Origin of the sequence: Rhodanobacter soli, from assembly GCF_039523495.1 — a bacterium.
In the GTDB taxonomy this organism is placed as follows: domain Bacteria; phylum Pseudomonadota; class Gammaproteobacteria; order Xanthomonadales; family Rhodanobacteraceae; genus Rhodanobacter; species Rhodanobacter soli.
This window is the reverse complement of sequence record NZ_BAAAFK010000001.1, coordinates 1,232,654-1,256,723: the sequence shown is the minus strand read 5'-3', so window position 1 is coordinate 1,256,723 and position 24,070 is coordinate 1,232,654. Positions and strand designations below refer to the sequence as shown.

25 protein-coding genes are annotated in these 24,070 nt (G+C 66.1%); 14 read left to right on the top strand and 11 right to left on the bottom strand.

The annotated features are described in order from the left end of the window. Positions 1 to 435 (top strand): cytochrome C assembly family protein (locus ABD024_RS05670; protein WP_343850534.1); only part of this gene is annotated, 435 nt, incomplete at its 5' end. A gap of 8 nt (positions 436 to 443) precedes the next feature. Here the strand turns inward: ABD024_RS05670 and radA are convergent. The 6 genes from radA to ABD024_RS05640 all read right to left on the bottom strand — a co-directional run bounded on the left by radA (position 444) and on the right by ABD024_RS05640 (position 5,488). After that, on the bottom strand, positions 444 to 1,829 hold the full coding sequence (gene radA, locus ABD024_RS05665; protein WP_343850532.1) for a DNA repair protein RadA: 1,386 nt from the start codon (positions 1,827 to 1,829) through the stop codon (positions 444 to 446). A gap of 119 nt (positions 1,830 to 1,948) precedes the next feature. Continuing rightward, positions 1,949 to 3,343, bottom strand: a complete 1,395-nt coding sequence (locus ABD024_RS05660) for a replicative DNA helicase (protein ID WP_343850530.1) — start codon at positions 3,341 to 3,343, stop codon at positions 1,949 to 1,951. 290 nt (positions 3,344 to 3,633) lie between these two features. After that, positions 3,634 to 4,083: a 50S ribosomal protein L9 gene (gene rplI / locus ABD024_RS05655; RefSeq protein WP_343850528.1), complete on the bottom strand. Its 450-nt coding sequence runs from the start codon at positions 4,081 to 4,083 to the stop codon at positions 3,634 to 3,636. A gap of 155 nt (positions 4,084 to 4,238) precedes the next feature. After that, complete coding sequence (rpsR, locus tag ABD024_RS05650) at positions 4,239 to 4,469, bottom strand: 30S ribosomal protein S18 (RefSeq protein ID WP_007081973.1); 231 nt, start codon at positions 4,467 to 4,469, stop codon at positions 4,239 to 4,241. A gap of 14 nt (positions 4,470 to 4,483) precedes the next feature. Further along, entirely contained in the window at positions 4,484 to 4,915 is a 432-nt protein-coding gene (gene rpsF / locus ABD024_RS05645) for a 30S ribosomal protein S6 (protein WP_343850525.1), read from the bottom strand. A gap of 246 nt (positions 4,916 to 5,161) precedes the next feature. Further along, positions 5,162 to 5,488: a HesB/IscA family protein gene (locus tag ABD024_RS05640; RefSeq protein ID WP_056386495.1), complete on the bottom strand. Its 327-nt coding sequence runs from the start codon at positions 5,486 to 5,488 to the stop codon at positions 5,162 to 5,164. A gap of 150 nt (positions 5,489 to 5,638) precedes the next feature. Here ABD024_RS05640 and asnS point away from each other — a divergent pair, with 150 nt between their 5' ends. From asnS to ABD024_RS05605, 7 genes are all read left to right on the top strand, one after another. Then, positions 5,639 to 7,054, top strand: coding sequence for an asparagine--tRNA ligase (gene asnS / locus ABD024_RS05635; protein WP_343850521.1), 1,416 nt, complete (start codon positions 5,639 to 5,641; stop codon positions 7,052 to 7,054). A 14-nt stretch (positions 7,055 to 7,068) separates the two neighbouring features. Next, positions 7,069 to 7,896 (top strand): MalM family protein, encoded by an 828-nt coding sequence (locus ABD024_RS05630; RefSeq protein ID WP_343850519.1) that lies wholly within the window; start codon positions 7,069 to 7,071, stop codon positions 7,894 to 7,896. Next, positions 7,893 to 8,207, top strand: a complete 315-nt coding sequence (locus ABD024_RS05625) for a hypothetical protein (RefSeq protein ID WP_343850517.1) — start codon at positions 7,893 to 7,895, stop codon at positions 8,205 to 8,207. The genes ABD024_RS05630 and ABD024_RS05625 overlap by 4 nt, the downstream gene beginning before the upstream one ends. A gap of 11 nt (positions 8,208 to 8,218) precedes the next feature. Then, positions 8,219 to 9,010, top strand: coding sequence for an SDR family oxidoreductase (locus ABD024_RS05620; RefSeq protein WP_343850515.1), 792 nt, complete (start codon positions 8,219 to 8,221; stop codon positions 9,008 to 9,010). A 112-nt stretch (positions 9,011 to 9,122) separates the two neighbouring features. Continuing rightward, positions 9,123 to 10,610, top strand: coding sequence for an aldehyde dehydrogenase (locus ABD024_RS05615; RefSeq protein WP_343850513.1), 1,488 nt, complete (start codon positions 9,123 to 9,125; stop codon positions 10,608 to 10,610). 30 nt (positions 10,611 to 10,640) lie between these two features. Continuing rightward, positions 10,641 to 11,306, top strand: a complete 666-nt coding sequence (gene can / locus ABD024_RS05610; protein WP_343850511.1) for a carbonate dehydratase — start codon at positions 10,641 to 10,643, stop codon at positions 11,304 to 11,306. Then, positions 11,303 to 11,734, top strand: a complete 432-nt coding sequence (locus ABD024_RS05605; RefSeq protein ID WP_343850509.1) for a RidA family protein — start codon at positions 11,303 to 11,305, stop codon at positions 11,732 to 11,734. The genes can and ABD024_RS05605 overlap by 4 nt, the downstream gene beginning before the upstream one ends. An 87-nt stretch (positions 11,735 to 11,821) precedes the next feature. On the opposite strand, the gene ABD024_RS05600 is transcribed toward ABD024_RS05605, so the two are convergent. Together ABD024_RS05600 and hutG are read right to left on the bottom strand one after the other, a co-directional pair. Then, complete coding sequence (locus tag ABD024_RS05600; RefSeq protein WP_343850507.1) at positions 11,822 to 12,079, bottom strand: hypothetical protein; 258 nt, start codon at positions 12,077 to 12,079, stop codon at positions 11,822 to 11,824. Between the two features lie 188 nt (positions 12,080 to 12,267). Continuing rightward, complete coding sequence (gene hutG, locus ABD024_RS05595; RefSeq protein WP_343850505.1) at positions 12,268 to 13,047, bottom strand: N-formylglutamate deformylase; 780 nt, start codon at positions 13,045 to 13,047, stop codon at positions 12,268 to 12,270. A 112-nt stretch (positions 13,048 to 13,159) separates the two neighbouring features. On the opposite strand from hutG, the gene ABD024_RS05590 reads away from it, so the two are divergent. The 3 genes from ABD024_RS05590 to ABD024_RS05580 all read left to right on the top strand — a co-directional run bounded on the left by ABD024_RS05590 (position 13,160) and on the right by ABD024_RS05580 (position 16,886). Then, the gene (locus tag ABD024_RS05590; protein ID WP_343850503.1) at positions 13,160 to 14,509 is read left to right on the top strand and encodes a hypothetical protein; all 1,350 of its coding nucleotides are present in this window, start codon (positions 13,160 to 13,162) and stop codon (positions 14,507 to 14,509) included. Between the two features lie 220 nt (positions 14,510 to 14,729). Further along, positions 14,730 to 16,076 carry a hypothetical protein gene (locus ABD024_RS05585; RefSeq protein ID WP_343850501.1) on the top strand — a complete coding sequence of 449 codons (1,347 nt, stop codon included), beginning with the start codon at positions 14,730 to 14,732 and terminating at the stop codon, positions 16,074 to 16,076. Between the two features lie 264 nt (positions 16,077 to 16,340). Beyond that, a complete protein-coding gene (locus tag ABD024_RS05580) occupies positions 16,341 to 16,886 on the top strand; it encodes a C40 family peptidase (protein WP_343854515.1) in 546 nt (181 codons plus the stop codon). A gap of 150 nt (positions 16,887 to 17,036) precedes the next feature. On the opposite strand, the gene ABD024_RS05575 is transcribed toward ABD024_RS05580, so the two are convergent. Both ABD024_RS05575 and ABD024_RS05570 read right to left on the bottom strand, forming a co-directional pair. After that, positions 17,037 to 17,522 carry an FKBP-type peptidyl-prolyl cis-trans isomerase gene (locus ABD024_RS05575; RefSeq protein WP_343850499.1) on the bottom strand — a complete coding sequence of 162 codons (486 nt, stop codon included), beginning with the start codon at positions 17,520 to 17,522 and terminating at the stop codon, positions 17,037 to 17,039. A gap of 53 nt (positions 17,523 to 17,575) precedes the next feature. After that, entirely contained in the window at positions 17,576 to 18,808 is a 1,233-nt protein-coding gene (locus ABD024_RS05570) for an MFS transporter (RefSeq protein ID WP_343850497.1), read from the bottom strand. A 105-nt stretch (positions 18,809 to 18,913) separates the two neighbouring features. Between ABD024_RS05570 and ABD024_RS05565 the strand changes: the two genes are divergently transcribed. Together ABD024_RS05565 and ABD024_RS05560 are read left to right on the top strand one after the other, a co-directional pair. Then, positions 18,914 to 19,570, top strand: a complete 657-nt coding sequence (locus ABD024_RS05565; protein ID WP_343850495.1) for a class I SAM-dependent methyltransferase — start codon at positions 18,914 to 18,916, stop codon at positions 19,568 to 19,570. Positions 19,571 to 19,739: 169 nt separating this feature from the next. After that, positions 19,740 to 21,071, top strand: coding sequence for a DEAD/DEAH box helicase (locus tag ABD024_RS05560; RefSeq protein WP_343850493.1), 1,332 nt, complete (start codon positions 19,740 to 19,742; stop codon positions 21,069 to 21,071). 72 nt (positions 21,072 to 21,143) lie between these two features. On the opposite strand, the gene fghA is transcribed toward ABD024_RS05560, so the two are convergent. Continuing rightward, positions 21,144 to 21,992 carry an S-formylglutathione hydrolase gene (fghA, locus tag ABD024_RS05555; RefSeq protein WP_343850491.1) on the bottom strand — a complete coding sequence of 283 codons (849 nt, stop codon included), beginning with the start codon at positions 21,990 to 21,992 and terminating at the stop codon, positions 21,144 to 21,146. A 157-nt stretch (positions 21,993 to 22,149) separates the two neighbouring features. On the opposite strand from fghA, the gene ABD024_RS05550 reads away from it, so the two are divergent. Then, on the top strand, positions 22,150 to 23,994 hold the full coding sequence (locus tag ABD024_RS05550; RefSeq protein ID WP_343850489.1) for a DEAD/DEAH box helicase: 1,845 nt from the start codon (positions 22,150 to 22,152) through the stop codon (positions 23,992 to 23,994). Positions 23,995 to 24,070 lie beyond the last annotated feature (76 nt).

Here is a 24,070-nt window from a genome sequence, read left to right as displayed (position 1 = left end):
AAGCTGCATGTCACCGTCGCCCTAGTGGCATTCGGGGTGCTGTCGATCGCCGCCACGCTGGCGATTCTGCTGGCGATCCAGGAGCGTGCGCTGCGCCATCGCCAGTTCGGTCGCTGGCTGCGTGCGCTGCCGCCGCTGACGCTGACCGAAACCCTGCTGTTCCGCCTGATCAGCGCAGGCTTCGTGCTGCTCACGCTGACCCTGCTTACCGGCGTGCTGTTCGTCGACAACCTGTTCGGCCAGCACCTGGCGCACAAGACCGCGCTGTCGATCGCGGCCTGGCTGGTGTTCGGCGTGCTGCTGTACGGGCGCTGGCGGCACGGCTGGCGCGGCGCGCGCGCGGTCAACCTGACCCTGATCGGGATGGCCGTGCTTGTGCTGGCGTTCTTCGGCAGCAAGGCGGTGCTGGAACTGATCCTGCACCGCGGCATGTAACCGCACGCTCAGCGGCAGGCGTCGATCGCCTCGCTCAGGCGTTCCACCCCGACCACCTCCATCTCGCCGACCCTGCCTTTCTTCGGCGCGTTCGCCTTCGGCACGATCGCGCGGCGGAAACCATGGTGGGCAGCTTCCCTCAGGCGCTCCTCGCCGTTCGGCACCGGACGGATCTCGCCGGACAAACCCACCTCGCCGAAGGTGACCGTATGCTCCGGCAACGGCCGGTCGCGCAGACTGGACAGCACGGCCAGCAGCACCGGCAGGTCGGCCGCAGTCTCCTGCACGCGGATGCCGCCGACCACGTTGACGAACACGTCCTGGTCGTACGCCGCCACGCCGCCGTGCCGGTGCAGCACGGCCAGCAGCATCGCCAGGCGATTCTGTTCCAGCCCCAGGGTGACCCGGCGCGGGTTGCCCAGCGAGGACTGGTCCACCAACGCCTGCACTTCGACCAGCAGCGGCCGGGTGCCTTCGCGGGTCACCATCACCGCACTGCCCGACGTCGGCCCCGCGTGCGTGGACAAGAAGATCGCCGACGGGTTCGGCACCTCGCGCAGACCCTTGTCCGACATCGCGAACACGCCCAGTTCGTTGACCGCACCGAAGCGGTTCTTGAACGCGCGCAGCACGCGGAAGCGCGAACCGGATTCGCCTTCGAAGTACAGCACCGCGTCGACCATGTGCTCGAGCACGCGCGGGCCGGCGATGCCGCCCTCCTTGGTGACATGGCCGACCAGGAATACCGAGGTGCCGGTCTCCTTGGCAAAGCGCGTGAGCTTGGCCGCCGACTCGCGCACCTGCGACACCGAGCCCGGCGCGGCCGTGAGCAATTCCGTCCAGATGGTCTGGATCGAGTCGATCACCAGCACCCGCGGCCGCGTCGCCATCGCCTGCTCGAGAACCCGCTCGATGCAGGTCTCGGCCAATGCCTGCAGCGGCTCCAGCGGCAGGCCGAGGCGCTGCGCCCGCGAGGCCACTTGCGACAGCGACTCCTCGCCGGTGACATACACGCTGGGCAGGTGTGCGCCCAGCGTGCCGAGCATCTGCAGCAGCAGGGTCGACTTGCCGATACCCGGATCGCCGCCGATCAGCACCACCGAGCCCTGCACCAGGCCGCCACCGAGCACCCGGTCCAGCTCGCCGATGCCGGTCAGCGTGCGCGCCTCGGTGGTCAACGCCACCGCAGTCAGCGGCGTGATGCGCGGTGCGCCTGCGGCCGCGCCGGCGTAGCTGGAACGCTGCGCCCCCACCGATGACTTCGTCGCCGAGGCCGGCGTCAGCACGATCTCGCTGAGCGTGTTCCATGCCCCGCACTCGACGCACGAGCCCTGCCACTTCGGATGTTCGGCCCCGCAGTCGGTGCAGACATAGGCGGTCTTGGCTTTGGCCATGCGGATTTCCAGCTGGATACGTGAAAGAAGCGAGCTTAGCCCGCGGTCATCGCAAACGGCGAGACGCTTCGGCGCAGGGAGCTGTCAGCTTTCGCCGCCGACCACGCGAGTCCCCACGCTCAATCGAACGATCCGACGAACGAATCCGACGCGTAGTTCACGAACTGGGTGTAGTGGCCGAGGAAGGTCAGCTTGCAAGTGTCGGTGGGACCGTTGCGCTGCTTGCCGATGATGATTTCGGCGACGCCCTTGTCGGGCGATTCCTTGTTGTAGTACTCGTCGCGGTAGATGAACATGATGACGTCGGCGTCCTGCTCGATCGCGCCGGACTCGCGCAGGTCGGACATCATCGGACGCTTGTCGGCGCGCTGCTCCAGCGAGCGGTTCAACTGCGACAGGGCCATCACCGGCACGTTCAACTCCTTGGCCAGCCCCTTCAGCGAACGCGAGATCTCCGAAATCTCGGTGGCGCGATTCTCCTTGTTGCCGGGCACCTGCATCAGCTGCAGGTAGTCGATCACGATCAGGCCCAGCCCGCCGTGCTCGCGATGCAGCCGACGCGCGCGCGAACGCAGCTCCACCGGCGACAGGCTGGGCGTGTCGTCGATGAAGATCTTGGCGTCGGAAAGCAGCGCGATCGCGTTGGAGACGCGCGGCCAGTCCTCTTCTTCGAGAGTGCCGTTGCGCAGATGCTGCTGGTGGATGCGGCCTACCGAGGAGATCAGGCGGAACGCCAGCTGCGATGAGGACATTTCCATCGAGAACACCACCACCGCCTTCTTGCCTCCCAGTGCGGCGGCTTCGGCGATGTTCAGCGCGAACGCGGTCTTGCCCATCGACGGGCGCGCCGCGACGATGACCAGGTCCGACGGCTGCAGGCCGGAGGTGAGCGCATCCAGGTCGGTGAAGCCGGTGCTGACGCCGGTGAGCTGGCCGCGGTTTTCGTAGCGCTCGGTGAGCAGGCGGAATGCGTCCTTCACCGCCTCGCGCATCGTGACGGAATCCTTCTTGCCGCGCGCGCCGGATTCGGCGATGTGGAACACACGCTGCTCGGCGCTTTCCAGCACCTCGTGCACGCTCTTGCCCTCGGGCCGATAGCCGTCCTCGGTGATCGAGGTGCCGGCGTCGATCAGCTGGCGCAGCACCGATTTCTCGCGCACGATCTCGGCGTACGCGGCGATGTTGGCGGCGCTGGGCGTGCTGTTGGCCAGCTCGATCAGATAACCGGCGCCGCCGACCATCTCGGCCAGGCCGTTGCTCTCGAACCAGTCGCCCAGGGTCACCGCGTCGCACGGCATGCCCTTGTTCGCCAGCTCGTTGATCGCGCGCCAGATCAGCCGGTGGTCCTTGCGGTAGAAGTCGTTCTCGGCGAGTCGGTCGGCGACCTTGTCCAGCGCATCCGGCGCCAGCATCAGGCCGCCCAGCACCGCCTGTTCGGCATCGATCGAATGCGGCGGTACGCGCAACGCCTCGATGGCAGGAGAGGAAGGTTTGCGCTCGGGCACGAAGGACATCGACTTACCTCAGGAGAATTGCCCCACGACCGGCGCGCGACACGCCGACACCTCGCGGGTAGTCATACCGACACCATCATGCGCGGCGGCGTCTCACCCGTCGAGACAATAAGTCTGTGGATAAGCTGTGCGTTGCGGGGGATAAATCGGAAATGGCGAACGCCACGGGAATCGTTCGGCCAGGCAAGCTCCAGGCTTTCCGCCTTCGCCCTCTCCCGATTCCCGTCCATCAAAAAACGACGGGTGCCCTGGGGCACCCGTCGACTTGCAACTGGAACAGCGGGTCGAGCTTACTTGTCGCCGACCACGATCACCTTGACCGTGGTCTGCACGTCGGCGTGCAGGCTCACCACCACGTCGTACTCGCCGGTGTTGCGAAGCGGGCCTTCGCCCAGGATCACTTCACCCTTGTGCACGGCATGACCGGCAACAGCCAGCGCCTCGGCGATATCGCGCGGGCCGACCGAACCGAACAGCTTGCCTTCCGCACTGGCGTGCGCGGAGATGGTCACCGAGGCCTCGGCCAGCTTGGCCTTGCGTGCTTCGGCGTCGGCCAGTGCCGTGTTGGCCTTGGCCTCGTACTCGGCGCGACGCTGTTCGAACGCGGCCAGGTTGGCGGCGTTGACGCGCACGGCCTTGCCCTGCGGCAGCAGGTAATTGCGGCCGTAACCGGGCTTCACGACGACCTTGTCGCCGAGCGTGCCGAGGTTGCGGACTTTCTGCAGAAGAATGAGTTCCATGATGCTTTCCTGTTCGTTAGCACCGGTGAGTCCGGTGCAGCCAGAGGCGGTTGTCCGAAGGACAGAGAATCGGGGTCCGGAACCGGAAACGGGAAATCGCAGAGCTCAAGTGCTTTTGCGATTCCCGATTTCCGTATCCCGATCCCGGCTCTAAATCAGACGTCGTGATTGTCGGTGTACGGCAGCAGCGACAGGAAGCGCGCACGCTTGATCGCGGTCGCCAGCTGACGCTGGTAACGGGCCTTGGTGCCGGTGATGCGGCTCGGCACGATCTTGCCGTTCTCGGTGACGTACTGACGCAGGGTGTTGAGATCCTTGTAGTCGATCTCCTTCACGTCTTCGGCAGTGAAGCGGCAGAACTTGCGGCGGCGGAAAAACTTGGACATGTCTGTGCTCCTGATCAGTCGTCGCTGTCGCGATCGTTGTCGTGGCTATCGCGGTCACGGCCGCGGCCTTCGCCATCACCCTCGTCGTCGCGGCGACGGGTGGACTTGGCGTCATCCTTTTCCTTCGACTTCAGGATGAAGGACGGCTCGGTATCGGCCTCGTCGCGACGGATCACCAGATGGCGCAGCACGGCGTCGTTGAAGCGGAAACCCGACTCCAACTCGTTCAGCGCGTTCTGGCTCACTTCGATATTGAGCAGCACGTAATGTGCCTTGGCCAGGTTCACGATCGGATACGCCAGCTGACGGCGACCCCAGTCTTCCAGGCGGTGGATCTTGCCGCCGTCGGTCTCGATCAGCGCCTTGTAGCGCTCGAGCATCGCCGGAACCTGCTCGCTCTGGTCAGGGTGGACCATGAACACAACTTCGTAATGACGCAGGGTCATTGTGGATTGACTCCTTGTGGATGCGGCCTTGCGGCCTCGCAGCCTCCCGCTGGTGCGGTGAGGCAAGTGTCCTGCCGGCACCTTTTCGGTGCGGACAGAAGCGGGATTGTAAGCGGGCCAGGTGGCCACGCGCAAGTCATTGAAGGATAAAGGGGCGAGCGGCAGGTAGCGAGGGCGTCAAAACCGTTACGCGCGGCCATGCTGCGCTGGAAACCGGCTGCCGCTGCCCGTCCCGCACCTCCTGGCTCAACTGACCGTGAAGCTCTCGCCGCAGCCGCATTCACCCGTGGCATTCGGGTTGTGGAACACGAAGCTGGCGTTGAGGCCCTGCCGCTGGAAGTCGATCACGGTGCCCTCGACCATGGCCAGGCTCTTGCCGTCGACGATCAGCGGCAACCCGTCCACCTCGACCAGCTGGTCGTCCTTGCCGACCACTTCGGCCAGATCCACCACGTAGGCGAAGCCGGAACAACCGGTGCGCTTGACCCCGAAACGCACGCCGGCCGCCGTCGGCGTACCGGCCAGGAAGTGGCGCATGCGTTCGTTGGCAGCAGGAGTGATGGTGATGCTCATGACGGTGGATCAACCTCGACAAGTGGCCCGGAAAGTCGCGGCGCAGGCAACAGCTACATTATCATGCCGGTTTGGCCTTGCGTGTCGCCACGCACCGCCGTTCATCTATCCACGCGCCGACATGCGGTGCCTCTGCAGGAGTTTCAATCGATGGCCGTGGTCAGTCCGACGCTATGCAGCGTGAAGCAGGCTCTTTCCGGCAAGCTCGACGCCGGTAGCGCGGTGACCGTGCGCGGCTGGGTGCGCACCCGCCGCGATTCCAAGGCCGGCCTGTCTTTCGTCAACGTGACCGATGGTTCCTGCTTCGACCCGATCCAGGCGGTGGTACCGGCCACCCTGGCCAACTACGACAGCGAGGTGAAGCACCTCACCGCCGGCGCCGGCGTGATCGTCAGCGGCATCCTGGTGGCGTCGCAGGGCAAGGGCCAGGCGTTCGAACTGCAGGCGAACGAGGTCATCGTCACCGGTTTCGTCGACGACCCGGAAACCTATCCGATCCAGCCCAAGCAGCACACCATGGAATTCCTGCGCGAGGTCGCCCACTTGCGCCCGCGCACCAACCTGTTCGGCGCCGTGACCCGGGTGCGCCACACCATGATGACGGCGATCCACCGCCATCTCACCGAACAGGGTTTCTTCTGGATCAACACGCCGATCATCACCACGTCGGATGCCGAGGGCGCTGGCGACATGTTCCGCCTGTCCACGCTGGACCTGGCCAACCTGCCGCGCGACGACAAGGGCAAGATCGACTTCCGCAAGGATTTCTTCGGTCGCGAGGCGTTCCTCACCGTGTCCGGCCAGCTCAACGTCGAGGCGTACGCGCTGGCGATGAGCAAGGTCTACACCTTCGGCCCCACCTTCCGCGCCGAGAACTCCAACACCCCGCGTCACCTGGCCGAGTTCTGGATGGTCGAGCCGGAGATCGCGTTCGCCGACCTGGCCGCCGACGCGGACTGCGCCGAGGCATTCCTGAAGGCGATCTTCAAGGCCGTGCTGGACGAGCGCCCGGACGACATGGCGTTCTTCGCCGAACGCGTGCAGCCGGATGCGATCAGCCGGATGGAAGCATTCATCGCCAAGCCGTTCGAACGCATCGACTACACCGACGCCATCACGATCCTGCAGAAGTCCGGGCAAAAGTTCGAATATCCCGTGGCCTGGGGCATCGACCTGCAGACCGAGCACGAACGTTACCTGGCCGAGAAACATATCGGCCGTCCCGTGGTCGTCATGAACTACCCCGAGGCGATCAAGGCCTTCTACATGCGCTTGAACGATGACGAGAAGACGGTCGCGGCGATGGACGTGCTGGCGCCGGGCATCGGCGAGATCATCGGCGGCAGCCAGCGCGAGGAGCGGCTGGATTACCTCGACCGCCGCATGGTCCAGTTCGGCCTCGACCCCGCAACCTACGGCTGGTACCGCGACCTGCGCCGTTATGGCACGGTACCGCACGCCGGCTTCGGCCTCGGCTTCGAGCGCTTGCTGGTCTACATCTGCGGCCTGTCCAACATCCGCGATGCCATCCCCTACCCCCGCGCGGCCGGAACGGCCGAATTCTGAGCAACTCATCCGCCATGTCGCTTCGACTCCCCGCCATCGCCGCTATGCTGGCCCTCGCCGCCTTGCTGGGCGGCTGCCACACTGCCAAGGCCTTGCTGCCGCCGAACCTGCGTCCCCCGTCGGAAAATACCGGCGACGCGCTGAAACTGGCCCAGTTGCAACTGATGCAGGCTTCGCCGTGCTGCAGCAGCTTCGCCGACTTCTCCTATCGCAACATGCTGCCGTGGCAGCCGCAGAAGTTCGTGCTGGGTAGCGGCAGCATGGTCGCCAACCTCAACGGCACGCAAAGCTACTTTCTCGCCTTCCGCCTGCCGACCGACGTGAAACTGCCGTACAAGATCGCCCTGAAATCGGAATTGAACGGCCGCTGGCTGCACGCCAGCTACCTGTTCGCGCCCACCGTGGTGCTGCTGGACGAGGGTTTCCAGCCGATCCGCTCCGAGGACATCGGGCTGTGCGAGCACATGGGCTGGAGTGACGAGACGAGCGGCGCCTTCGGCAGCCTGAAGATCGACAACACGCAGGCGCGTTACCTGCTGGTCTACAGCTCGGCCGAGCAGCAGTCGGGCAAGACCTACTGGGAACAATCGCCGGCATCGATCTCCAGTTCCACCACCGCGTCGCTGCAGATGAACTCCGCCGGCAGCTTCAGCATCCCGCACGGCCCGGATGGCGCCCTGTGGGTCGGCATGATGAACAAGACCTACGAGAAGGCGCTCAACAACGCGATCTGCAAGAAGGCGGCGAAGGGCGGCGGCGTGCTCAACACTCTGCGCACCGCGTTGCCGCTGCCATGGAGCAACGGCAACAACGGCAAGGCCAACCCCTCCGGTCCGCCATGATCGTCCTCTATCTCGCTCTGCTGGCCAGCGGCGTCGGCCTGTTCGTGCTGTCATACGTGGCGCCGTTCCGGGTCGCCGCGCTGCTGCGCAGACGCTATCCGCAACACTGGCAGGTCATCGTCACCGCCGCGCAAGGCAGGCTTTCCGGATTCCGCACCTGGGCCCGCATGCAGCAGATCCTGCGCTCCCCGGCCCTGCCCGCGCTGGGCGATACCGCCATCGACCGCTGGCGCCTGGTATGGCGCTACAGTCAATGGCTGGGCTGGCTATGCTGGCTCGCCGCGCTGGCGATGCGGCTGTGGCTGCACTGAGGGAGCAAGGCATGCAACTGGATCTGAGTGGACGTCATGCGCTGGTCTGCGGTGCCTCGCAAGGCATCGGTCGCGCCAGCGCGATCGAACTGGCCGAGCTCGGCGCCAGCGTCACCCTGCTGGCGCGTTCGGCCGACAAGCTCAAACTGGTCGCCGAAAGCCTGCCGCGGACGCACGCCGGACAGCAGCACGACTGGCGCAGCGTGGACATGCTGGACACCGCCAGCCTGCAGGCGACGGCCACCGAAATCGCCGCTGGCGCCGCGGTGCATATCCTGATCAACAACAGCGGCGGACCGCCCGGCGGCCCGGCGCACAGCGCGGAACCCGCAGCCTTCGAGATCGCGTTCCGCCAGCACCTGCTGGCTGGCCAGACCCTGCTGCAGGCGCTGTTGCCCGGCATGCGCGCGAGCGGCTACGGGCGCATCGTCAATGTGATCTCCACCTCGGTGAAGGAGCCGATCGTGGGACTGGGTGTGTCCAACACCGTGCGCGCCGCCGTCGCCGGCTGGGCCAAGACCTTGTCCGCCGAACTGGCCGCCGACGGCATAACAGTCAACAGCGTGCTGCCCGGCTACACCCGCACCAGCCGCCTCGACAACCTGCTCGCCGCGCAAGCCGCCGCCAGCGGCCGCAACGAGGACACGATCGCCCAGGCCATGCTGACAACGGTACCCGCCCGTCGCTTCGGCGAAGCCAGCGAAGTGGCCGCCGTGATCGCGTTCCTGTGCACCCCCGCCGCCGCCTACGTCAACGGCGTCAGCATCGCGGTGGATGGCGGCCGCACCCGCGCGCTGAGTTGAGCCCGGGCCAGCGCTTCGGCTCGCCTCGCCCGTTTCCCGTTTTCCACTTCTCGGCCCGCGCATACGCCGGCGTCCGGTGCAATTGCGGCACACTGGTTTTAAGCTTGTGCTGATGCCTACCCCGCGCCTAGCCAATCTGATCGATGGTCGCCTGCAGGCGCCCCACCACGATGCATGGCTGGAGGTGCACGAGCCAGCCACCGGTGCGGTGTTTGTGCACTGCCCCGATTCCAGTGCGGCGGACGTCGCTGAGGCGGTCGCCGCCGCCAGCCGTGCCGCACCGGGCTGGGCCGGCACGTCGATCGAACAGCGCGCACACCTGCTGCAGCGGCTGGCCGACCTGGTCGAGGCGCGGCTGGAGGAGTTCGCCGCGCTGGAATCGCGCGACAGCGGCAAGCCACTGAGCCTCGCGCGCCGGCTCGACATCCCGCGCGCGGTCAGCAACCTGCGTTACTTCGCCGCCGCGATCATCGGCTGGGGCAGCGAATCGCACGCGATGGAAGCCGGCGCCGCGGGCACCGGCGCGATCAACTACACCCTGCGCCAGCCGCTCGGCGTGGTCGGCTGCATCAGTCCGTGGAACCTGCCGCTGTACCTGTTCACCTGGAAGATCGCGCCGGCCCTGGCCACCGGCAACACGGTGGTGGCCAAGCCGTCGGAAGTGACGCCGTGCACCGCCGCCCTGCTCGGCGAACTGAGCATCGAGGCCGGCTTTCCGCCCGGCGTGCTGAACATCGTGCAGGGCCGCGGGCCCAGCGTGGGCCAGGCGCTCGTGGAACATCCGGCGGTGAAAGCGATCTCCTTCACCGGCAGCACGGCCACCGGTGCACGCATCGCCAGCACGGCTGCCGCACAATTCAAGAAAGTCTCGCTGGAAATGGGCGGCAAGAATCCGGCGATCGTGTTCGCCGATGCCGACCTTTCCGACGCGAACCTGGACACGATCGTGCGCTCGGGCTTCGCCAACCAGGGCGAGATCTGCCTGTGCGGCTCGCGCCTGCTGGTGCAGCGCTCGATCCTCGACGCCTTCCGCGAACGCTACCTGGCACGCGTGCGGGCGCTGCGCGTGGGCGACCCGGGCGACGCCGACAGCGATCTCGGCGCGATGGTCTCGCAGGCGCACTACGCCAAGGTGCTCGGCTGCATCGAACAGGCCCGCGCCGAAGGCGGTCGCGTGTCGTGCGGCGGCGAGGCGATCACATTGCCCGGCCGCTGCGCCGACGGCTGGTTCATCGCGCCGACCGTGATCGAAGGCTTGCCGTCCGCGGCGCAGACCAACCAGCAGGAGATCTTCGGCCCGGTGGTCAGCCTGATCCCGTTCGAGGACGAGGCCGAGGCGCTGGCGATCGCCAACGACAGCCGCTACGGCCTGGCCGCCTCGCTATGGACGCAGGATCTGTCCCGCGCGCACCGGCTCGCCGGCCAGCTCGAGTTCGGCATCGTGTGGATCAACTGCTGGCTGCTGCGCGACCTGCGCACGCCGTTCGGCGGCGCCAAGCAATCCGGACTCGGTCGCGAGGGCGGCAGCGAAGCGCTGCACTTTTTCACCGAGCCGAAGAACATCTGCCTTGCCTACGATGCGGCCCCGTCGCACCGCTAGAACGCGCAAGCGCGAACCCATGGAGTCCTGATGAATTCATTGAAAGATCTGCTTGCCAACAACCGCCGCTGGGCCGACCAGGTCACCGCGCAGGACCCGACCTTTTTCGAACAACTCTCGCAGCAGCAGGCGCCGCGTTACCTGTGGATCGGCTGCTCCGACTCGCGCGTGCCGGCCACCCAGATCGTCGACCTGCCGCCGGGCGAAATCTTCGTGCATCGCAACGTCGCCAACGTGGTGGTGCACACCGATCTCAACGCGCTCAGCACCATCCAGTTCGCGGTCGACGTGCTCAAGGTGAAGCACATCCTGGTGGTGGGCCACTACGGCTGCGGTGGCGTCGGCGCGGTGCTGAAGGAAAGCCGCCTGGGTCTGATCGACAACTGGCTCAGGCACATCACCGACATCGCCATGAAACACGCCGACAAGCTCGATCCGGCGCAGTCGTTCGCGATGCGCCATGCGCATCTGTGCGAACTGAACGCGCTGGAACAGGCGCTCAACGTGTGCCACACCACGGTGGTGCGCGAAGCGTGGGAGCGCGGCCAGCAGTTGGCCGTGCATGCGTGGATCTACGGCCTGGACAATGGCCACATCCATGATCTGGGCCTCGACGTGCGCGGTCGCGAGCAGTTGCCCGAGGCCTACCAGCAGGCACTGACCCAGCTCACCCGGCGCTGGGCAGGCGCCGCATGAACGGCGACAGCATCCGCACCGACGCCGCTCCCGCGCCAATCGGCGCCTACCCGCATGCCCGGCGCGTCGGCAACCTGCTGTTCCTGTCCGGCGTGGGTCCGCGCCAACCCGGCAGCAACGCGATTCCCGGCAACGTCTGCGACGCGGACGGCCGGCTGGTCGACTACGACATCGAAGCACAATGCCGGCAGGTGTTCGCCAACGTGCGCGCCGTGCTCGAAGCCAGCGGCGCCGCCTGGACCGACCTGGTCGACGTCACCGTGTTCCTCACCGACATGCAGCGCGATTTCGCCACCTACAATCGGCTGTATGCGGAATATTTCGCCGGTATCGACGCCTGCCGCACCACGTTGGGCATCAGCGCGCTGCCGACGCCGATCGCGATCGAACTGAAGTGCGTCGCCGCCCTGCCGGCGCAGCCACGCTGATCCCCCTCGATCGGCGCGCGGACAAGTCGCGCACATGAAAAACCCCGCCGGTCTGCACCGGCGGGGTCTCGATTCACGACAACCCGATCAACCCGCCGACGTCGTCGCCGGAGCCGGGTTTGCGGCAGGAGCCGCAGCCTTGTGGCTCTTGTGATGGGACTTGTGGTGCGACTTGTGGTGCATGGCGGTCTTCGGCGCAGTGTCGGCCGCGGCAGCGGGAGCCGCCGCAGGCGTTTCCTGTGCCGTCGAAGCAGCCGCCTGCGGGGCAGCAGTCTGGGCCAGCACGGAACCGGAAAGCGCAACGCCCGCCACAAGCAGGGAAGCGATCAGAAGTTTACGCATCATGATGTCGAGCCTCGGACAATTAAGGTATCGCGAACCCGGCCGGAACCCGGCGACTCGGGTGGCGCGACGAACCGACGATGCGACGCCGATGGCATACCACGGCTGAATGCAACACGCGGTTTCCTGCGCAATACGCACACGGGATCTTGACTTTTGTCGCGTCCGATCACGCCCGCAACTACTTGCGCTCAGGCCAGACAGGCCTGCAGCATCCGGCCGATCAAATCCTGCACCGCCGGCGCCTTCGCCTCGTCGTACGCGAAGCTCTCCTCGTCCATGTAGTTGAGCTGCGCCAGCTCCAGCTGCACGGCCTGCACGCCAGTTGCCGGCGTGCCGTAATGACGCGTGATGTAACCGCCCTTGAAGCGGCCGTTGACGGCAAAACTGAAACGCGATTGCGACTCCAGGCAAGCCTGCAAGCGTGCTTGCAGCGCCGGATCGCAACTGGCGCCGGCTGCCGTGCCGAGATTGAAATCCGGCAGCCGTCCCTCGAACAGCATGGGTACCCGGCTGCGAATCGAATGCCCTTCCCACAGCACCGCACGGCCGTGCTCCGCACACAGTCGTGCAAGTTCCTGCGCGATGGCCTGATGGTAAGGCCGCCAGTAATCGTTTATGCGCCGTTGAATTTCGGCGCCATCCGGCTCACTGCCGCCCCGGTACAGCGGTTCCCCGTCGAAGCCGATCGCCGGTACCAGACCGGTCTCGCGCTGCCCCGGGTACAGCGCATGGCCATCGGCGGGGCGGTTCAGGTCGACCACGTAGCGCGAAGCCTTCGGCTTCAGCACGCTGGCGCCCAGCGCCTGGGCCAGCGGCTCGTACAGCCGACCGACATGCCAGTCGGTGTCCGGTGCACGACGCGCCGCCGGCTGCATCCGCGCGGCGATATCGTCGGGAATGAAGCTGCCGTCGTGCGGCAAGCTGATCAACAACGGCGCATGGCCGCGCTGCAAGGTGTACATGCTCATCGGCACATTGTACCCAGTCCATCGCCCTGTCCCTTCGCCCTGGACGGAAGGAACTTGCCTGCTGGAGCCTGCACAGGCACGCTAGCGAAGAATCATCCACGGGGGGTTTGACATGCCGGTCAGAGTGCTGTTCCGAGTGATTCCCATCGCGCTTTGCACGATCGCGTCATTGGCTCCGCCAGCGTTGGCGCAGAGCTTCAGCCCTGCCGCCATCGAGATGTTCCACGGACTGCGGCAGCAGCCCAACGACCTGGCCCGCTATGTTTACCTGGTCAAGACGATGCAGGAGCTTCCCGTGGCCGACCGGCCGCTCGCGATGCAGATGTTCGCCTCGGTCGAGAACGAACTGGGTCTTTACAACGAGGCGCTTCGCGACTTCCCGCTGAAGAGCCACGTGGCGGCGGACACCGCCATCCCCACGGCGACACAATGGAAAGCCGCCGATGCCGTCGACGTCATCGCCCGGCAAGCCGCCGACCGGCGCATCGTTCTGGTCAACGAGGCGCACCACGACGCCCACACCCGACAGCTCACGCTGGCCCTGCTGCCTCGCCTGCGCGCGCTCGGATTCGACCATTTCGCGGCGGAGGCGTTGCTCGACAAGGACACCAGCCTGATGAACCGGGGGTACCCGACCCAGGCTAGCGGCAGCGAATACCTGCGGGAACCCTCGTACGGCGAGATCGTGCGCACGGCACTCAAGCTGGGCTTCAAGGTCGTGTCCTACGACGTGGACAGCCGCTCCACGCAGGAACGCGAAACCGGACAGGCCAGAAACCTGTACCGGAAAGTGTTCGCCAAGAATCCCGACGCCAGACTGTTCGTCCATGCCGGCTACGCGCACATCGACAAGGCCAAGGGGCGCCTTGGCAATACCGTGCCGATGGCCATGCAACTGCAGCAACTGGCCGGCATCGAGTTGCTGTCGATCGACCAGACCCAATTCCGCGAGCAGATCCCCAGCGAATCGGACGCCTACACGGAGCTGGCCAAGAACTTTCCTTCCAAAGACCCCTTCGTCCTGGTCGACCTCACTACCGGCAAGCCGTGGAGTGCACATCCGGATCAATACGACATCAATGTGCTCCTGCCACCTGCCGCCGGCCAGCGGGCCGTCGAAAGCGGCTTTACCCAGCCTTCGACGATCGTGCACGACATGGTCCGGAATCAGTCCATGCTGGCGCATCAGGTCAACACGCAACGCCCGGAGTGGCTCACCTTGCACGACGAACGCTTCCCGTACACGGTCAGCACGACCCTGTGCCGTGTCACCACCCCCTGCGTCGTCGATGCGCACTATATCGACGAAGACGAGGATGCCATCGCCGCTGACCGTTACGCCTTCATGCAAGGCGACACCGTGAGCAAGCTCTATCTGCGGCCCGGCCGCTACCGGCTGCGCGCCTGGGATGTTCGCGGCAAGACCTTGTCTCAACAGGTCATCACGATCAGGGAGCGCTGATCCCGCGGGCCGGCATGGAGTCGGCTCGGCTCGATCCCTCCGTGGATCAATGCGCGCCGATTTTGCGCGGCTCCCGGAAACTCCCGCCCAACCGATCCGGCAACACATCACTGTGCGAGCATTCATCGAATTGTCGCGGCAGACAGACTCGGTCTGATAGGTACTTGCCCGGCGGCAGGTTCGGGGGCACGCTGCCCGTAAATCATCCTGAGCCTCGACCATGCTGAAGCGGATGGCTTCCCGAGTGGCTTTCATCGCGGTCGGCCTTGCCACGTCGCTGACTGCGCCCATATCCGCGCAGGATTACAGCCCGGACGCGGTCGGCATGTTCCACGAACTGAAGCAACAGCCCAACGACCTGGCCCGCTACGCATACCTGCTCAGGGAGATACCGAAGCTTCCTGTTTCCGACCAGCAGCTGGCGATGCAGATGTTCGCCTCGGTCGAAAACGAACTGGGGCTTTACAACGAGGCTGTCCACGACTTTCCGCTGAAGAGTTATATCGCGGTGGACGCCACCTTGCCGGCGCCGGCCGAGTGGAAGCCCGCCGATGCCGCCGAGGTCATCACGCAACTGGCCGCCGACCGCCGCATCGTGCTGATCAACGAGGCGCACCACGACGCCCACACCAGGCAGCTGACGCTGGCCCTGCTACCCCGGCTGCGTGCACTCGGATTCAACTATTTCGCCGTGGAAGCCCTCTCGGACAAAGACGATCAGCTGATGCAGCGCGGCTATCCGGTCGAGGACAGCGGCACCGAGTACCTGCACGAACCCGTCTACGGCGACATTCTGCGGTCGGCGATCAAGCTGGGGTTCATCCTGGTGCCCTACGACGCGGACACCGGCACGATGCAGGATCGGGAAGCCAGGCAAGCGAACAACCTGTACCGGGAGGTGTTCGCAAGGGATCCCCATGCCCGGCTCTTCGTGCATGCCGGTTACGCGCATATCGACAAGGCCAAGGGGCGCCTGGGCAATATGGCGCCAATGGCCATGCACCTGCAGCAGCTGACCGGCATCGAGCCGCTGTCGATCGACCAGACCCAGTTTCGCGAGCAGCTTCCCGGCAAGCCGGATGCCTATCAGAAACTGATCGGGGATTTCCCGCCGGACGGCCCCATCGTACTGGTCAACCGCACCACAGGCAGACCCTGGAGCGCTCATCCCGACTGGTATGACCTCAACGTATTGCTGCCTCCTGCCGACACTGGCGGCGACGAGAGTGGTTACACCCAATCCTTGACGACCGTGCGCGACACCGACCGCGACCATCTCATGCTGGCGAATCCCCTCAACAAGCAGCGCCCCGGCTGGTTGACCCTGCGCAATGAACGCCTCCCGTACGCGATCAGGACAACGCTGTGCAAGACACGCTTCCCCTGCGTCGTCGATGCGCACTACGTCAACGAGCCCGACGAGGCCATCACTGCCGACCGCTACGCGTTCATGCAGGGCGACGCCGCGAGCAAGCTTTATCTCCGCCCCGGACGCTATCGCCTGCGCGCCTGGGACATTCGCGGCAGAACCTTGTCCCAAAAAATCATCACGATCGGAGAGCACTAGCCCCGACTTCCGGCAGGCGAGCTTGCACGTCGAGTCGACGCCGGCTCCGCACCACCGCGTCGAGGCTGATTGATACAAACCCGCTTGCCGGTAAAATTCGGCCTCACGCCGCTTTCGGATGAAGTCGATACGGATCAAGTTGAGAAACTGAATCCAAAATGCAAAAAAGTGCATTGATTTGCGTATGAATTATTGAATTGATAACCTCGGCACGCCCCACCCCGAGGTTGTCTCGTGAGTCCGCAGCCCGTCGCCCGATTTCCCTTGTCGTTACCGCTGCCGCAGGTCGCGCGCTGGGTGCTGCTTTTCTCTGCGATCGCCTTGCTGGCCGCGTGCGCCAGCAGTCCGCAACGGCGCCAGCCCACTTACAAGACCTCGCACTCGGCACTGGCCGACCTGCCACCGCGCGCACCTTCAGCCGCCAGCGCCGGGGAAGCGAACGACATCCTGTTCCGCGCAATCGGGCTGGTCGGCACGCCATATCGCTGGGGCGGCAACACGCCAGCCGGCGGCTTCGACTGCAGCGGCCTGATCGATTACATCTATCGCACCGCCACCGGCATCAAGCTGCCGCGCACCTCGCACGAAATGGCCTCGATGGACGCCCACAAGGTACGCAAGATGACCCAGCTGGCCAGCGGCGACCTGGTGTTCTTCGACATCGGCGGCGCGATCAGCCACGTCGGCGTATACGTCGGCAAGGGCCGTTTCGTGCACGCGCCGAACAGCGGCGGCACGGTGCGCCTGGACGATATCGACGGGCCGTACTGGGGGGATCACTTTGCTTATGGGCGGCGCGTGCTGGATTGAGGACCGCAACGACCGCTTCGCCTGGCGGAATGAGGGACGAAGCGGGATCTGAGGCGAACCTCAGCTCCCCTCTCCAAATCTCCCCCACGCGAAGAGGGCAAACGAAACGGCGCCCGAAGGCGCCGTTGGTTTCACCCGATGAAGCGCGCTTCAGTGCGCTTCGGCACCCGGCGCGTGGGCGTGGCCGTGGGCGATCTCTTCCTCGGTGGCGTCGCGCACTTCGCCGATGACCACGTCGAAATGCAGGGTCTTGCCGGCCATCGGGTGGTTCAGGTCCACGTCGATCGTGCTCATGCCGATCTTGTGCACGGTCACCGCGCGCTGGCCGCCCTGCTTCAGCTGCAGCACGGCGGTCATGCCCGGCTTGAGCCGGTTGGCTTGCGGGAAATATTTCTTCGACATGCGCTGGAGCTGGCCTTCCTCGCGCTCGCCGTAGCCATCGGCCGGCGCCACGTCCACGCTCAGCGTCTCGCCGGCTTCATGCCCTTCCAGCGCCGCTTCCAGGCCCGGGATCAGCTGGCCGTGGCCCAGCAGGATCCACAGCTGCTCGTCGCGATCGTGCGAGCTCTCAACCTTTTCGCCATCCACCGTCAGCGTGTAGTGGATTGCGATGACCTTGTCCTTGCCAGCCTTCATTGCCTGTCTCGTCGATGGGATCAAACGGCGGATTCTAGCAGCAGCCCGACGGGCTAGGATTCATGCTGGCCGAAGCCCACGCCGCGCGCCTCCGGGCCCAGCCACAGCAGCAACGCCAGCAGCAACGCCACCAGCACCATCCACAGCGCCATCGCGAACGCGAAATCCCCGCCGTGCCGCTGCGCCAGCCAGGTTTGCGCAGTGGCGGTGACCGCCGCCAGCAGGTTGCCCATCTGGTAGGCAAATCCCGGCAAGGTGCCGCGCACCGCTGCCGGCGACAACTCGTTCAGATGGGTCGGCACCACGCCCCAGGCGCCCTGCACCATCACCTGGATCAGGAACGCGCCCAGCCCCAGCAGGATCAGCGAACCGCCATACATCCACAGCGGGATCACCGGTATCGCCAGCAGCGCGGCGATCATCATCGCCTTGCGTCGACCGATCCGTTCCGACAACGCACCGAAGTACAGCCCGCCCGCCAACGCGCCGAGATTCAGCAGCGCCACCAGCACGAAGGCGATGGCAGAGCCGGTGGGCAGGTGCAGGTTCACCTCCTCGAAGGTGTGGTACATGTCCTGCGAGCCGTGGCTGAACATGTTGAACGCCATCATCAGCAGCATCAGGTAGACCGCCAGCTTCCAGTGCCCGCGCATGGCCTCGAACAGACCGGGCCGCTTCGCCGCCTGCGCACCTTCTTTCCAGACTGCCGACTCCGGCACCTTGCGGCGGATGTACAGCACCAGCAACGCCGGGATCGCGCCGACCACGAACAGGCCGCGCCAACCGATATGGTCGACCAGCAACCAGTTCGCCAGCGCGGCGAGGAAGAAGCCGCTCGGGTAACCGCTTTGCAGCAGGCCCGATACCGCGCCGCGGGCTTTCGCCGGGATCGACTCCATCGCCAGCGACGCGCCGATGCCCCACTCGCCGCCCATCGCGACGCCGAACAGGAAGCGCAGCACCAGCAGCGCGGTCAGCGACGAGGCAAACGCCGTGGCGAACTCGAACAGCGAGAACAGGATCACGTCGAGCATCAGGATCGGCCGTCGCCCGAAACGGTCGGCCAGCCGCCCGAACAGCAGCGCGCCCAGCGGCCGCGCGGCCAGGGTCAGGAACAGCGCGTAGGTGATCTGCGCCGTACTCACGTCGAACTCCTTCGCCACCGTGACGATGACGAAGGTCAACAGGAAGTAGTCGAACGCATCCAGCGTCCAGCCCAGGAAGCTGGCCAGCACCGTGTGCCGCTGGATGGAGTCGAGTTCACGCAAGGGTGCAAGCAACGACATCGGTCTCTCCCCGAACGGGACCTCACGCACACGGCGCGCCGGCGACGATGGTACTCGTGCATCCGATGACCTAGGCTGCCGCCATCGCCGAAGACCGGGATCCGGATGGACCGCCGCAGCCGTCAACTCATCGCCAACTTGTACGACGGCCACCTGCAACGCGGCTACGTGCGGGGCAAGCTGGCCGGCGACCCGGTCTACGCGGCTACTGCCGCGCTGGTCGTCGGCACGACGCTGCCCCTGCTCGACATCGGCTGCGGCATCGGCCTGCTCGGGCTGTACCTGCAAGCGCTGGGTCATGCTCAGCCCTACCTCGGCGTGGATCACGACCCGCGCAAGATTGCCGCCGGGCAACAGGCCGTGCAGCGCGCCGGACTCGATACATTGATGAGCCTGCGTCATCTTGATGTGGCCGAGCTGCCACCGATGCATGGCCATGTCGCGCTGCTCGACGTACTCCACTACCTGCCCGCCGCACGCCAGTCCCCTCTGCTGCAGGAGGCCGCCCGACACCTGGCGCCCGAGGGCTGCCTGATCATCCGCAACGTGCTGCGTGAGCCGAACTGGCGCTTCCACGCCACGCGCGTCGAGGAGTTTTTCCTGCGTACCTCCGGCTGGATTCCCGGCGGCGCGCAACACTATCCGAGCGCCGACGAACTGCGCGTGCCGCTGCAGGATGCCGGTCTCGACGTGCGCATCGAGCCGCTGCGCGGACGCACTCCGTTCAACAGTTACCTGGTCGTGGCGCGACCGCATCAATGAAGCGATTTCGCCGCTCCATTCAGCTTGACGCCAGGCAGACGCACGTCATCCCGATGGATCGGCTATACTGCGCGGCGCAGTCGTACTCATGACTGTTGCGGCACACCGCCGCCCCTTCCCCTTAGTCTGCAACACGGTATGAACACTCCGGGTTGCTCAGGAGTGTTACATGTCTTTTGATTCGCTGGGCCTTGCGCCCGCGTTGTTGCGTGCGCTTGCCGATTACGGCTACACCACGCCTACCCCGATTCAGGCCGCCGCGATTCCGCCCGCGCTGGAAGGCCACGACCTGCTCGCCGCCGCCCAGACCGGCACCGGCAAGACCGCCGCGTTCGCGCTGCCGCTGCTGCAGAAGCTGTCGACCAGCGGCCAGACCATGACCCGCCGCCCGCGCGCGCTGATCCTCACCCCGACCCGCGAGCTGGCTGCCCAGGTGCACGAGAACCTGCGCGACTACGGCAAGCACATGCACGTCAGCGCCACCACCATCTTCGGCGGCGTCAGCATGGGTCCGCAGATCAACGCGCTGCGTCGCGGCGTAGACGTCGTCATCGCCACCCCGGGCCGGTTGATGGACCACATGCAGCAGCGCACGCTGGACCTGTCCGCGGTGGAAACACTGATTCTCGATGAAGCCGATCGCATGCTCGATATGGGCTTCCTGCCGGCACTGAAGCGCATCCTCGCCGCGCTGCCGAAGAAGCGCCAGACCCTGCTGTTCTCGGCCACCTTCGCGCCGGCGATCAAGGCGCTGGCGATGGACTTCATGCACAACCCGCGCGAGATTTCAGTCTCCGCACCGAACACCGTGACCACCCTGGTCAGCCACCAGGTGCACCCGGTCGACGCCGCGCGCAAGCGCGACCTGCTGCTGCACCTGCTGTCGGCCGACAGCCGCCGGCAGTCGCTGGTGTTCAGCCGCACCAAGCACGGCGCCGACAAGCTGGTCACCTACCTCAACGCGTCGGGCCTGCGCACCGCCGCGATCCACGGCAACAAGAGCCAGAACGCGCGCACCCGTGCCCTGAGCGACTTCAAGACCGGCCGCGTCACCGTGCTGGTGGCCACCGACATCGCCGCGCGCGGCATCGACATCGAACAGCTGCCGATCGTGATCAACTTCGACCTGCCGTCGGTAGCCGAAGACTACGTGCACCGCATCGGCCGCACCGGTCGCGCCGGCATGGAAGGTCTCGCGATATCCCTGGTCAGCCATGACGAAAGCGGCCTGCTGTTCGACATCCGCAAGCTGCTGAAGCAGGACATCGCAATCACCCCGATTGCCGGTTACGAGCCGTCCGCCCCGCTGCGCGTGGATGCCGGCGCGCCGCGTCCGAAGCAGGGTGGTGGTGGCGGTCAGCGTCAGCAATCGCGTGCGCCGCGCCAAGGCAAGCCCGCCGGCGCGGCCCGGCCGAACGGTTATGCACCACAGGGCCGTGGTGACCACGCCGCCGGCAACCAGCGCCGCCGTTCGAGCCATCGCCCGGCCGCCAAGGCCTGAGCGAGACAAGCTTGAGTGATACCGAATGTGGCGGCCTGATGGCCGCCACATTGGTTTCGGACACCCGGAAATTCAGAGAATGCCCAACGCCGCCGCGTGATGACGCAGATGATCGTCAATGAAGCTGGTGATGAACCAGTAGCTGTGGTCGTAGCCGGCGTGCCGGCGCAACAGCAGCGGCTGCCCTGCCTCGGCGCAAGCCTGGTCGAACAGCTCGGGTTTCAGCTGGGCCTCCAGGAACTGGTCGGCCTCGCCCTGGTCGATCAGGATCGTGCCGCCGAAGGTCTGCCGCCGTACCAGTTCGCAGGCGTCGTAGTCGGCCCAGGCTGCCGGGTCGTCGCCGAGATAGCGCGGCAGCGCCTTCCTGCCCCATGGCACTTGGCTGGGCGCCACGATCGGCGCGAACGCCGACACCGAACGGTAGCGTTGCGGGTATTTCAGGGCGAGGGTCAACGCGCCATGGCCGCCCATCGAGTGGCCGCAGATGCCGCTGAGTGCCGCATCCACCGGAAACCGTGTGGCGATCAGCACGGGCAATTCGTCCGCCACGTAACTGTGCATGCGGAAATGCGCCGACCACGGCGCCGCCGTGGCATCGACATAGAAGCCCGCGCCTTCGCCGAACTCCCAGTCGCCAGTGGCGCCGTCGATGCCAGTGCCACGTGGGCTGGTGTCGGGCATTACCAGCACCAGGCCCAACTCCGCCGCCAGTCGCTGCGCCCCGGCCTTGATCGTGGCGGTTTCCTCGGTACAGGTCAGCCCGGCCAGGAAATACAGCACCGGGCACAACTGCCGGGTGGCCTGCGGCGGCTGGTAGACGGCAAAGCGCATGGGGCCGGCGCAGGCCTCCGAGTGGTGGCGGTAAACACCCTGGACGCCGCCATGCAGGCGCTGTTCGGAGATCGTTTCGAGCATGCCCATCGTGTTCTTCTGTCCGCTGGCAAAGGCAGCGTTGAGCATAACCGCGCGACCGTCGCTTTCGCGTTCAGCAAGAACTGCCACGCGCAGGCGTGGAGACTGGTAGAATCCACGATCTGCGCGTCGCATTCCCGGCGCTGCCTTCTGTTCCGAGGTTCCCATGTCATCCCCCGTCTCCGACCACGCCCCGGTTCCGTCCGGTTTTGGCGCACTCGCGCTGCATCCCGACGTTCTGCGCGTACTGGCCGATGTCGGCTATGAGTCGCCCTCGCCGATCCAGGCCGCCACCATCCCGCCGCTGCTGGAAGGCCGCGATGTGCTGGGGCAGGCACAGACAGGCACCGGCAAGACCGCCGCATTCGCGCTGCCGATCCTGTCGCGGATCAGCCCGCGCGCCGGCAAGCCGCAGGCGCTGGTGCTGGCGCCCACGCGCGAGCTGGCGATCCAGGTGGCCGAGGCGTTCCAGCGCTACGCCGCGCACATCCCCGGTTTCCAGGTGCTGCCGATCTACGGCGGCCAGAGCTACGGCCCGCAGCTGCATTCGCTGAAGCGCGGCGTACACGTCGTGGTCGGCACGCCCGGTCGCGTGATCGACCATCTGGACAAGGGCACGCTGGATCTGTCCGAGCTGAAGTATCTGGTGCTCGACGAAGCCGACGAGATGCTGCGCATGGGCTTCATCGACGACGTCGAGAAGGTGTTGCAGGCGACCCCGCCGGAGCGTCAGGTCGCGCTGTTCTCGGCAACCATGCCCACGGCGATCCGCAAGATCGCGCAGCGGCATCTGAAGGATCCGGTCGAGGTCATCATCAAGTCCTCGGCCGCCACCACGCCGAACATCCACCAGCGCTACTGGTTTGTCAGCGGCATGCACAAGCTCGATGCGCTGACGCGCATCCTGGAAGCCGAGCCGTTCGACGCGATGATCATCTTCGCGCGCACCAAGCAGGCTACCGACGAACTGGCCGGCAAGCTGCAGGCGCGCGGTCTGGCCGCCGCCGCGATCAATGGCGACATCGCCCAGCCGCAGCGCGAGCGGGTGATCCAGCAATTGAAGGACGGCAAGCTGGACATTCTCGTGGCCACCGACGTGGCCGCGCGCGGCCTCGACGTGGACCGCATCAGCCACGTGCTGAACTACGACATCCCGTACGACACCGAAAGCTATGTGCACCGCATCGGCCGCACCGGTCGCGCCGGGCGCAGCGGCGAGGCGATCCTGTTCGTCAGCCCGCGCGAGCGCGGCATGCTGAACGCGATCGAGCGCGCCACCAAGCAGCCGATCGAGCAGATGCAGCTGCCGTCGGTCGAGGTGGTCAACGACGTGCGCATCGGCAAGTTCAAGCAGCGCATCAGCGACATGCTGGCGCAGGGCGATCTCGGCCAGTTCCAGCAGCTGATCGAGCAATACGAGCAGGAACACAACGTGCCGGCGGTCGAGATCGCTGCCGCGCTGGCGCGCATCGCCCAGGGCGACCAGCCGCTGCTGCTGGCACCGCCACCGAAGCGCGAGAAATACGAGCCGGCCGCGCGCGAACACAAACCACGCGAGCGCGAAGGCACGCCTGCCCGTGCCCCGCGCGAGCACAAGCCGCACGCACCCGAGAGCGCGCCGCCGCGCGAGTTCGGCCACCGCCCGGTGCGCGCGCACGCCACCGAGGAAGGCAAGCGCACCTATCGCGTCGAGGTCGGTCACGAGCACGGCGTGAAGCCGGGCAACATCATCGGCGCGATCGCGAACGAGGCCGGCCTGGACAGCCAGTTCATCGGCCGCCTCAGCATCCGCGATCACTACAGCCTGATCGACCTGCCCGACGGCATGCCGAAGGAAGTGTTCGAGCACCTGAAGAAGGTGTGGGTGGTGCAGCAGCAGTTGCGCATCCACGAGTGGGACGGCAGCGACACCGGCACCAGCGCACCGCCGGCGCACAAGCCGGGCGGTTTCAAGAAGCCCGGCAGCTTCAAGCCACGACCCGGTGGCGCCAAGCCGCCGCGGCGCAAGTAAGCGCCCTGCGTCGCGCCGCTCGATAAGCGACGGCGCGACGACGTAACATCGGCAGGATCGTCATCGCCGCGAACCC